This window comes from Pedobacter sp. 05T44 (genome assembly GCF_056395985.1).
In genome coordinates this window covers 1-12,347 of sequence record NZ_JBFTKO010000011.1, presented here as the reverse complement: position 1 = coordinate 12,347, position 12,347 = coordinate 1, and the positions used below count along the sequence as shown (strand labels likewise).

The window sequence follows — 12,347 nt, the reverse complement described above, 5'->3', positions numbered from 1 at the left end:
TTATGGCCTTAATTCCAGGAACCCCCTCAGATCTTGCCGGAAGCATGGCAGAAGCAATTCAGGCTGCATTCAATGAGCATTATCCAGAAGTAATGGGGAAAAATCCTCCAGAAACAAATAAACAGATGACGCTTTTATGTGTGGCAGTAGCCATAGGGGTAATTAATCATTTAAAAGCTCATCCTGAAGCTTTTGTAATAAAAACAAAGTTCAATGATGATACGCTATATAACGCGGTAGTTGAAATTATTTGACCCATAAACATAAAGCAAGTACCAAATATTAAAAAATTATGGATAAGCTTAAAGATGTATCCGAACTTTCATTTCTTGGAAGAGGATGGAGTTTTCCTCCAACTTTCTCTAAGCAAACTAACCGGGTTTTAATGACCTCCGACGAGGAAGATATAAATAAGAGTTTGGAAATTTTATTGTCGACAACCATTGGAGAAAGATTTCTACAACCTTTATACGGTTGTAATCTTGAAAACTATGTGTTCGAAGCAATGAGTACTTCAACAGAAACTTCAATAAAAATAACTGTAAAAAACGCCATTCTAATGTTTGAACCAAGAATTAAGTTACTACTTGTAAATCTTCTTGATGATTTCATTACTGAGGGCAGAATCGATATTTCTGTTGATTATGAGGTAATCAACACCAATACCCGTTTCAATCTTGTTTATCCGTTTTATCTTAACGAGGCTAATAATAAATTGGCATGAGCGCTAAAGCAATAGATTATAAAGTTATTCTTAAACGCGACGGGCAAACGCAACAAGAACGAATGTCAGCGTTATTAGATCCTGCAATTGCGCCCGTCGATCAACGTACAAAAGCAGATTACTATAAGTTTGTACAGGAGGTTTCAAAACATGTCAAGTTTTTTGATATTGATGCTGTTAACAAAAACCTAACAGAAAGTGGCCAATGGGATAGCTTTTTCGATTTAAGTATCGAAGAGATAAATGCAATGGCAAACAACAAATCATTGCCTCCACACCTCGCTTTATGGAACACTTTTATCGAGCTGATGGAAAAACCAAAGGCTTTGATGAATACCCTTACACAGCGCCACCTGGACTTTTACTACCACGATGTTTTAAAACTAAACCAAGCGCCACCAATAGCAGATAAAGCACACGTAATTTTTGAACTTAAAAAAAATACTGAAAATACTTTATTAACCGCTGGCACATTACTTTTAGCGGGTAAAGACAATACAAAGAGAGACATTGGATATAAACTTGAGCAAGATATGGTGGTAAACCCATCAAAGGTGGCTCAGCTTAAATCCCTTTATGTTAACCCTGTTAACCGAAATGTTGTATTTCACGCTCCAATAGCAAATTCCAAGGATGGGCTAGGCGCTATTCTAGACCCCGGAAATCCAAAATGGAGTGGTTTCGGTAATTCCTCAATGCCACTGGCGCAGATTGGCTTTTGCCTGTCGAGTAGCATCTTGAAAATGAAAGAGGGCACCAGGAGCATTAAAATATACCTAACGCTAAGAGGGCTTGATGCATCTGCAAAAAATAGTGTACTCACCTCCAATCTTTTTAAAGTAAGTATTACCGGAGAAAAGGGATGGATAGGACCAAAACTTACTTCAGCAGTAATAACATCATCAGACAATCTCAATTATAGAATAGAATTTACTTTAAATATAAGCAAAGATGAGCCTGCAGTAATTGTTTACGATAAGGCTGCACACGGTGGAGAATTTGATACGACCAATCCAATATTACAGATTATTGTAAACAATGAAAAAACAGATTTCGGTTATCAGAATCTCATGAATGCCGAACTTGTAGATGCAACTATAGAGGTTGATGTTCAGGGTATTTCTTCAATAGAACTCGAAAACGATTTTGGAACATTAAATCCTAAAAAACCTTTTAAACCATTCGGGCCTTTATCAGAAKAAAATTCTAATTTTTATATTCTTCATGAAGAAACCTTCTCAAAGCGCCTAAAAAGCTTTTCCCTTGATGTAGATTGGAAAAATATTCCAGATTCCAACCTTAAAACTTATTTTGCAAATTACGGCAATTCAAACATAAATAATAGTTATTTCAGTGCGTCTGCTGCATTTAAAGATGGTTATTCCTGGAAAAAAAGTTACGAACCGGTAAAGCTCTTCAATGTATCAAACGCTCAGTTACAAACCAGTTGGAAATTTACTAATCCCGATTACGCCATTTTATTTCCATTTTTTATACTTCCACAGTTTTATACCCCATATTACATTAATCCGGGGCAATCGGTATTGCAAACAGTAAGCAGTAAAATGTCTTATCTGTTACCGGGATTCTCCAACATTCAGCAAAAGGTCAATTTCGTAAATGCTAAATCAGCCCAAACGCTTCAATTATATAAGCCCGCACTACAGCTAATTCTTAATCTCTACAAAGACATCCGCAAAGGCCAGTTACATCTTAAACTTGACAATAGTTTTTTGTTTAAAGATTACAGGGAAAAATATACCGCTGAAATTTTAAGATATAGTCTTAGCGGAGGAGAACTTAAGCTCCCTGCAGAACCATTCTCGCCTGAAATTCAATCAATTTCTTTAAATTATACGGCAACAACAGCCAAAATTAATTTTAGTGGAACCTCATTAAATGATTATGTTGATGAAGAGATTGAATTATTTCATTATGGTGCCTTCGGGCAGGCAAGGGAACATGCTTATACCCGAAGCAAACACTCGTTTCTAAACAATACTTTAGTAAAACTGGTACCACAGTATAACACAGAAGGCGAGTTACTAATTGGTTTGAGTGATTTATATGCAGAAGATTCCGCAAGTATTTTATTCCAGATAGCTGAGGGAAGCGCAAATCCAGAAAAACCGAAAATAACTTTAGAATGGAGTGTGCTCTGCGATAACTATTGGAAAACACTTACAAACGATGATTTTATTTTTGATACCACTAACGGCTTACTTGCCAGTGGAGTTATAAAAATAGTCATACCAAAAGAAGCTACAACATCTAACACAATTCTACCTGGCAATTTACTTTGGATAAAAGCAGCGATAATAAAAGATACTGATAGCGTTTGCAACCTGATTGATGTGCAGGCAAATGCCGGAATTGTCATTTTTGATGATCAGAATAATGATCCATTGCGTTTGGCCAAAGCGCTGCCAGCCAATACAATTACCAAACTAAAGATTGAAACTGCGGCAATTAAAAAAATTACCCAGCCTTATTCTTCCTTTGGCGGTGCGGTAAAAGAAAATGATGCTGCGTATTATACTCGTGCAAGTGAACGTTTGCGCCATAAAGAAAGAACCGTTGCCATTTGGGATTACGAGCGTCTTATTCTGCAGCATTTTCCAACGATTCACAAAGTTAAATGCATTAACCATGCAACTATAGGTTCATTTTATTCACCTGGAAATACATTAATTGTGGTAGTTCCTGATTTAACCAACCACAATGCTATTGACCCTTTTAAACCAAAGGTTGATAAAAATACGCTTGATGAAATCAATACTTTTTTAAGTAAGCATTCATCTGCCTKGGCATCTTACCAGGTGGTGAATCCAAGTTATGAGCCAGTAAAAGTATCGGTTAGTTTAAAATTAAAAAAGGGCTATGAGTTTAACTATTATCAAAAGGTAATCAATCTGAAATTACAGGAATTTTTATCCCCCTGGATGAACAATACAGGAAATGACATTCATTTTGGGGGTAAAATTACAAAGTCGATGGTCATTAAATTTTTAGAAGACCTCGAGTACATTGACTATCTGACTGATTTTTCTCTTTATAAATTTTCTCCAAATAAAAGAGCCTTCGGAAGAAATGTAGAAGTTGCAGAAGCCTCTAATCCCGCATCTATTTTGGTGTCACATACTCAGCATAACATTGTAAGCGATTCATCAAGTTCTTCTATAGCACTTCCCAGAACAATGAAATTATTAATCTGAACTAAAATAAACCTCTAATTCACATGAGTGAAGCACTAAGTATTTCGTCGAAAAAACCGCAAAGCGATGCTTTTGATTATGAAGAACTACGAAAAACGGGTATTGGATCTATTGAAAAAACAGGCTCTGATATCTGGACAGATTACAATGTTCATGATCCGGGCATTACCATACTCGAGTTGCTTTGCTATGCAATTACTGATTTAAGTTATAGAACAAACAACACCATTCCTGATCTGCTTGCCACATCTAAAGATGCAAGGGAAAATATTCTAAAGCACTTTTTTTCAGCTTCAAAAATATTTCCGAACAAGGCAGTAACCATTAACGATTACCGCAAGCTGATTATCGATATTGAAGGCGTAAAAAATGCCTGGTTGCAGAAAAGGAGCCTTGGTATGTTTGCCGACATTACCCTTAAAAAACTTCAATTCACACAGCCAGAAAGCCTTAAATGGGAACCTGTTGATGTGTTGGGCTATTATGATGTACTAATAGAGTTTGATACCAATGTTGCTAATGATAGTAAAGAACTGATAAAAACAGAAGTATTGGAACTGGTAATGCAGAACAGGAACCTTTGTGAAGATTTTTTAACCATTAATGAAATAACTACGCAAGAGTTCAGGCTTTGCAGTGAGATTGAAATAAAATCTGATGCTGATCCGTTTGAGACCCTTGCAGAACTATTTTTTAATATTCAGCTCTACCTGACACCGCTTATAAAATTTTATTGGTTAAATGATCTCATTGATAGCGGCTACACTTCGGATGTGATATTTGAAGGACCGTTACTGATTCATGGTTTTATAAAAGAGGAAGAACTTTTAGCTTCCGATCTGAAAAAGGAAATCCATCTTTCAGACATTATGCAGCAAATGCTTAATGCATCTGGAGTAAGCAATATCCTTGATATTATATTTAACCCAACTGATCAAACTAAAGAACTCAGCAACAAATGGATAATTCCAGTTAAACGAGGTAAACAACCAATCATAAACATTTTGGATTCAAATGTCCTGATTTATAAAAATGGCATTCCATTAAGGCCTGATATGAATATCATAAAGAGCAGGTTCGACAAATCGATGAACGATTATATTACTGGTAATGATCTGGTAAGAACTGAAGATATACAATTTKACACAGGTACTTTTGAAGACATAGGGAACTATTATTCTATTCAAAATCACTTTCCAAAAAACTATGGAATAAGCCACTGGGGCCTACCAGAAAATGCAACCGCAGAACGTGTTGCCCAGGCAAAACAACTGCAAGGATATCTGTACTTTTTTGATCAGCATTTGGCCAATTCTTTCTCACAACTTTCAAATCTGGGCAATCTATTCTCCACTGACATCCAGAAAAACACCTATTTCGCAAATACGGTAAGGAGTTTTAAAGACGCTGACGAGATTTTTGTAGATAATGCTACTATAGATACAAAAGTACAGACTGCTGCAGAGGATAAAATTACATACTACAAGCGTCGCAACTTGTTTCTTGATCATTTGCTCTCCAGGTTTTCTGAATCATTCTCTGAGTATGTAAACGTGCTTTATTCGGGCTTTACCTCAAACCCTAAAGATGTAATTATTCCATCTGTCATAAATCCCGAAGATATTGTTCAGGATAAGGCCAATTTCTTAAAAAATTATCCTGAATATAGCTCAAAACGATTCTCCAGCTATAATTATGCTAAACAGGATCAATTATGGGATAGTAATAATATAAGCGGTCTTGAAAAAAGATTGCAGCGCTTGCTTGGATTCGACAACCTGAATAGGCGTAATCTTGTTAACCTGAATACAGAGATTCAGCATGGGCTTAACGGATCAGGTAATGACGAATATTGGTACAGGATAACAGATTTCAAAAATGGAACTATTCTGTTGGAAGGTTCCGAGAAATTCCCTGGAGAAGAAGGGGCTCGTTTTGCACTTGAAGATTCGATCAGTCTGATTTACCACGCTCAGAATTTGAAAACAATAGATAATGGCGATGGTACATTTTATTATCAGGTTTTAAACGCAAATAAAGTAATAGKCACCAGTACCAAGCTTTATTCCTCCATGAATGATGCAAGTTTGGATCTGCAACAACTGGTTTTACTGGTTACTAAAAACAGAGCTGATGAAGGTATGTTCTTAATAGAACACATGCTTTTGTTGCCTCCTCAGGTCAAAATAATAAACGACCCTTCAACCGAAGCACCAGAATTAATCCCTGACGATGAAGCCGGCTTTATGCCAATTTGTGTTGATGATGGCTGTAAAGACTGTGAAGATAAAGACCCTTATTCATTTCGGATCAGCATTATCTTACCTGCATATACGCCGCGTTTTCTCAACATCGCTTTTAGGCAATATGCCGAAAGAACAATCAGAATGGAAGCCCCGGCACACACTTTTGTAAAGATTTGCTGGGTAAGCAATGAGCAATTAATCACATTCGAAAATGCGTACAAAGAATGGCTGGATGTAAAATCAGGGAAAACAGAAGACACAACAAATACAAAATTAAACGAGTTTGTAACCATTTTAACCGCATTAAGGTCTATTTATCCGGTGGCCAGACTCGAAGATTGTAGTAGTAGTGAAGAGCGGACGCTCTTTATGCTAAATCAAAACGCATTGGGAACTCTTAAAACATAAAATATTATGGGTAATGTGCTCGACCAAATTAGTAAAGACAATACCCGCTTTACTATTTTCGAAAATGATCAGGTATTAACGGCAGATCAGTTGAATGATTTATTCAACTATCTGGACGTACAGAACAAATTAACACGAACCAAAGCAATTGGTGTCGGGATTATTTATGGACTGGAAATAGGGGTAATAGATAACAAACATCTTGTAGTTTCAAAAGGCGCCGCAATTACTACCGATGGCGATCTATTGTATTTCGATTACGATCAGGAGTTTGATCAGTATGATGTTTTTGAAGATCTAAACGCCAAATATCCTTATTTTCTTAATGATAGTGATCAGCCCTTACCGATGTTCGAATTAAGAGATAGCCGGTTGGTAGGAGCTATACCAGGAAAAGATTTAGCAACGCTGGAGGCAACAACCGGTACTGCACTAAAAGATTATGCAGGTATTTTATACCTGGAAGATTACAACAATGATCCCGATTTATGTACCGGAACAGATTGTGACAATAAAGGCGTTATCGCCGTAAAAGAGCTAAAGATTTTGCTTATCCATAAAAATAATATTGGCGCTTTGCTTCAAAGCATGCCTTCAATGAATAAAGATTATTTTTCACTTGACGACCTCAACATCCCCAGGGTTATGGTTAATACCGACCTGGACACGTATAAAGAGCTTAACGCATCATTTAATAATGCTTTAGTTGTAAAGGACGATATTATAGCCAAGCTTACTAAAGCTTACCAGGTTTGCAAGCTGGTGGTTGAAGATGATTTTGAAGGTGGCGATCCAACAGAGAAGTGGAAAAGCTTACTGGAGGAACAATTTAAGCTTAGTGAGTCCTTTTACGGTCAATATGTATATGATTATGCCCGCGACATTAGTTATGCATATAACGAGCTTAGAGAAAGCTTATTTTCAGATGATATGCTGGCCTCACCAGATGTTGATTTATTTCCTAAACATGTGTTGATTGGTTTGGTTAGGGATGCAACCTTAAAAAATCCAATACCAGTAATTTTTCCAGATTTAAGAATTCCGCCTATAGGAGAACGACCAGTACTCGAAGCCAGACCAATATCTAGTTTGCTTCGCGCAAATATTTTAAAACCAAGTAATATCCGGTTCAATTTTGGCATATTGATCAAGCGGTTCAATAAAATACATATAGATTTGGAATATCGCCATCATTTTTACGAATCGCCGATATTGAACAGCTCTAATGATTCAGATGAAGTAACACGATTCAATTTCATGCGTATTCATAGTATGATAAACAGTTTTAAAGTTCCAAAAGCTGAGGATTTCCGTTCTGTAGATACTGGCCTTAAAATAATACCAAGTCTTTTTGAAGATGCACCACTTGGCGAACGAAGTATACCTTTCTATTATAGTTATAATGCAAGCTTTCCTATAAATCTATACTGGAATTTTAATGCGAACAACCGCAAAAAAGAGAGCCAGATTCTATCTTATAATTCAAATCAATACTCCAATGTTGGCGCTACAATTACCCCCTTAAAATATAACATCCTTAAATACACTTTTTTCAGGGTAGAAGGGCACATAGGGTTTAAACTTGCTGATGTTGAAGCCTCGCTTAACAAAATTATTCTGGAAAATAATTTGCCGATAAATATTATATCTGTTCAGGTTGAGAAGAAATTAGAAACAATTCCTCCAAGGCCATGGTTTTTTCCCCATTTATATATGTATGAAAAATCGATAAAGAGCACATTTTTTGATAGAATGGATGATGCTGACTCAGTTAACGATGATCTTGTAAAAGTAACAGATGCAGCTACCACATTAATTCCTGCAACTGAATTTAAAACTGCCAGGCAAAATGTGTATGATAATGCTGTAGACATTGGTGACGCAAGGTTTGATTATGTAAAGTACCGTTCTGCAGTATCAAACATCATTACTGCAGCCAGCAATGTTAAAGCACAAACCAAACAGTTTACGTTTTCAAATACGGCCATTCCACACGATTTCATACTAAATTCCGACATCCTCAGAAAAACGGATGTTATTTCAAGTATCTATCAAAACACAATAATCAAAAAGAAAACCGGGTTAATGCTCGGCAACTTTATGAAAGAAAATCCTGGCTTGGAACATGCCGGTGGTGTATTACGGGGGGGAACATTTGTAATTGTTTACACTGCAGATGATAAGACAGTAGTGGCTGATTTTATGCTTCCTTACGCCAGTATTGATAAGGATGTGATAAACAACCCACCAATATATACTCCACTTCCTTTACCATTGCCTCCGGGAACGCCAATAATTCCGAAATTCCCAATAGATCATGTTTTCGAAATTATACCTAATTACACTAAAGACCTTAATCTGAAGCTTGTTCCTTATATCAAGGATATAGATTTAGATGATAGGATCAATGTAAGGGTTAATAAAGGAGTAGAGGAAAGCATTAAGGGGTTGAATATTAAACTCGACGGATTTGATAAACGTTTAAACGAGAATTCGTCTTTATTTACCACAGTACTTACACCAACAAAATTTACAGTTCCTGGTAAAGATTTAGGAATAACAGCAGACTTAGATGCTTTAAGAGCTGCTCAAGATAAGATGGAACGCCTTGCCGCCGGAACTCCGGAAAGAATTGCTGCTGAAAAAGATTACATTAAAAATGCCAATGTAATTACCGAAAAACTGGGAAATACGGCAATAACCGGCGATGTAACAAACGCCAGAGATGTAAATGCTGCCTTAGCAGAAGTACAGGGAGGCATCAGCTTAATTAAAGATGAAGCCATAAGAAAAGAAGGAGCCGTTACTGTAGGTAAAGCAAATGTTATTACCAGAGGTTTTAAACTTAATCGCTAATTGTGAATGGTGATGTAATTATCCGCAGGCAAAAAATCAGGCTCCAGGCCAGTGATGAAAAACTTGCGTTTGATTGCAAACAATATTTAAATGAAATAATAACCAGCAAACTACCTGAAATTTATGAACGGATTTTTCACCAAAACATACATCAGGATAGTTATGTAAGCATTAACTCAATTCAGGTTGATCTAGGTAATCTACAGGTAAGCGACTTCAAAACCAGATTTGTACAAATTGTAGAAGAGAAGATTGTTAGCGAGCTTAAAAAACAGTTCGAAGAAAACCCATACAATAGAGATTTCTCTGTAGATGATAATTTTAATCCTGCACCCAATACATCATCATCCTCGATAGAATATAATAGCGAGAAGAACCAGAAAAAAATTGCCTTATTGTATTTTCTTGAAAATGGAACCTATCCCTGGTGGTACGAAAAACAGCTTAGAAAATCACCGTCCGAAGTTCTTAAAGCTTTTGATGAGCAAGAACAAAAAGAATTCTTTCTTAAGTTATTAACTAAAATCAAAGCACTATCCATCCTCGAAGCAGAACGAACATTCAGCAGGTTTACAGATTATATGACAAGTACTGATCTTGAGATCTACATCAACCATCTTATAAATCTGTATCCGGATAATTCTATTAAAATAAACATCAACACACTTCTATGGGAGAAAAATCAAATAGCGAAGCTTTTTAATATTCCGAAAAAGATATTCTTAAAGCAACTGTTAGCTTTTACTATACTAAACGTTGATGAAACAGATCTCATCAAAAACTTCCTGATCTATTTAAAAAAATCCTTTCCTGCCTCAACTGAAGAACTTAAAAATAGACTAAAAGATGCTACGCTTAGCCAAGCCAGCTCCAACTTAAGAAAACATGTTTACGATGATTTGATTGAGGCTAATACAATAAACTTAGCAGACGATCCTAAAAAAGAACAGATAAAAGAATCTGTCAACAACCATCAACTTAAAGAGCGTGTATATATAGAAAATGCAGGATTAATCCTGCTACATCCATTTCTGCCAGCTTACTTTAAAGATTTAGAGATCATTAATAATGAAAATCGATTTATATCTCCCGATTCTCATGTGCGTGCAGCGGTTCTGCTCTATTATTTGCAATGCGGAAACGAAAAATATAATGAATGGGAAATGCCATTGAACAAAATTCTGTGTGGCATGCAGCATATCGACTTAATTCCAAATGGCATTAAACTCAAAAAAAAAGAAAAGGAAGAATCAAAACTACTGCTTCAAACAGTTGTAAGCTACTGGGATGCCTTAAAAGGATCAAGTATTGAAGCACTTCAGAATACATTTTTCCAGCGTCAGGGCAAAATAACGCCCAAAGATAATTCCTGGCTAATCCAGATTGAACGTACCGGAGTTGATATTCTTCTTGATCGTTTGCCCTGGAGCATTGGTACCATTAAACTTCCCTGGTTAAAAGAAATTATACATACAGAATGGTAACGGATGAACAAGTTTTAAAAAAAGATGCATTTCATTTAAATGCATTAGATCTGCTTGATGAAATTAACTGGTTTGAAAAAGTACTTCAAACAAGATTAAAGTTACATTTTGGAGAAGAATGTGAGTATGAATCTATTTATGACGTAGAACCACCTCAATCTGATCATAAAAATTCTGTATTCTCTGAATTTATCCAATTCTATCAACTGTCTTTTTCTGAACGGTTAATTTTAGTTTTAGCTTTGCTTCCACATATTGCTCCCCAATTACTTGATGTTTTTTTCATCAAAACAACATTAAAAGATCGCGGTGTAACAGAGTATGGAGGCTTAAGGGGGGCATTTCACAGCGGTTTTCTGCCAACAGGCGAAACCGCTTCTTTTTTACTCGCAGGTAGTGATTTAAGTAAACGCTTTTGGGTACAACAGTTCTTTGATGCCGATCACTTATTTAAAATTCATAATATCCTCTGGCTTGGGTCATCTCCTGCAAACGAACCCATTTTAAGCGGACAACTGTTAATTAACGATGAGTATATAGACCTTTTTACTGGTGGCAAGTTGCGCAAGCCTTCCTTTAGTATGGAATTTCCTGCCAAAAGAATAAACACCCAGCTGGAATGGGATAATTTGGTGCTAGACAGGCACACAATGCAACAGTTAGGTGAAATTAAAATATGGTTAGAACATGGCCCTGTGTTAATGAACGAATGGGGGATGAAAAAAACACTGAAACCTGGTTATAAAGCATTATTTCACGGGCCTCCAGGGACAGGAAAAACGCTAACTGCCGGACTTTTTGGAAAACTGGCAGGTGTAGATGTATACCGAGTTGATTTATCAATGGTTATTTCAAAATACATAGGAGAAACCGAGAAAAATCTGGAAAAAGTATTCGCAAAAGCTGAACACAAAAACTGGATCTTGTTTTTTGATGAAGCCGATTCGCTATTTGGCAAAAGAACATCAATTTCTGATGCGCACGATAAATATGCAAATCAAGAGATTGCATACCTGTTACAGCGACTTGAAGATTACAACGGTTTGGTAATTTTAAGCTCCAACATGCGCAACAACGTGGATGAAGCATTCGGTAGGCGGTTACAGTCTATTATCTATTTTCCTGTGCCCAAAAGTAACGAACGATCTATATTATGGCGCCAAACATTTAGTAATAAAGTACAGCTTGAAGAGGACTTGGATATTGATAGCATTGCAGAAAAATATGAACTCGCTGGTGGTTCGATAATAAATGTTGTTCAATACGCTTCTTTAATGGCACTTCACCGCAAAGAAAATATCATTAGGGAAAAAGACCTTTTAGAAGGTATAAAAAAAGAATTCAGAAAAGAGGGAAAAACTATTTAGATCGAGGTCCAAAATATTAGGCTATGAAAGATGTTGCCGTATCAGAG

7 protein-coding genes are annotated in these 12,347 nt (G+C 36.3%); all 7 read left to right on the top strand.

Annotated elements, in window-relative coordinates; genetic code table 11:
- The first annotated feature begins 2 nt into the window (after positions 1-2).
- From AC1DDK_RS16810 to AC1DDK_RS16780, 7 genes are read left to right on the top strand one after another with little or no spacing between them, the layout of a single operon-like run.
- Positions 3-254: a hypothetical protein gene (locus tag AC1DDK_RS16810; protein ID WP_172662900.1), complete on the top strand. Its 252-nt coding sequence runs from the start codon at positions 3-5 to the stop codon at positions 252-254.
- Positions 255-292: 38 nt separating this feature from the next.
- A complete protein-coding gene (locus AC1DDK_RS16805) occupies positions 293-724 on the top strand; it encodes a GPW/gp25 family protein (protein WP_172662901.1) in 432 nt (143 codons plus the stop codon).
- The gene (locus AC1DDK_RS16800; protein WP_477633974.1) at positions 721-3,939 is read left to right on the top strand and encodes a hypothetical protein; all 3,219 of its coding nucleotides are present in this window, start codon (positions 721-723) and stop codon (positions 3,937-3,939) included. The genes AC1DDK_RS16805 and AC1DDK_RS16800 overlap by 4 nt, the downstream gene beginning before the upstream one ends.
- Positions 3,940-3,962: 23 nt before the next feature.
- On the top strand, positions 3,963-6,593 hold the full coding sequence (locus AC1DDK_RS16795; protein ID WP_477633973.1) for a hypothetical protein: 2,631 nt from the start codon (positions 3,963-3,965) through the stop codon (positions 6,591-6,593).
- Between the two features lie 6 nt (positions 6,594-6,599).
- Positions 6,600-9,449, top strand: coding sequence for a hypothetical protein (locus tag AC1DDK_RS16790; RefSeq protein ID WP_288879316.1), 2,850 nt, complete (start codon positions 6,600-6,602; stop codon positions 9,447-9,449).
- Between the two features lie 2 nt (positions 9,450-9,451).
- Positions 9,452-10,933 carry a contractile injection system tape measure protein gene (locus AC1DDK_RS16785; RefSeq protein ID WP_337716212.1) on the top strand — a complete coding sequence of 494 codons (1,482 nt, stop codon included), beginning with the start codon at positions 9,452-9,454 and terminating at the stop codon, positions 10,931-10,933.
- Positions 10,927-12,300 (top strand): ATP-binding protein, encoded by a 1,374-nt coding sequence (locus AC1DDK_RS16780; RefSeq protein WP_337716214.1) that lies wholly within the window; start codon positions 10,927-10,929, stop codon positions 12,298-12,300. The genes AC1DDK_RS16785 and AC1DDK_RS16780 overlap by 7 nt, the downstream gene beginning before the upstream one ends.
- The last annotated feature ends 47 nt before the right edge of the window (positions 12,301-12,347 follow it).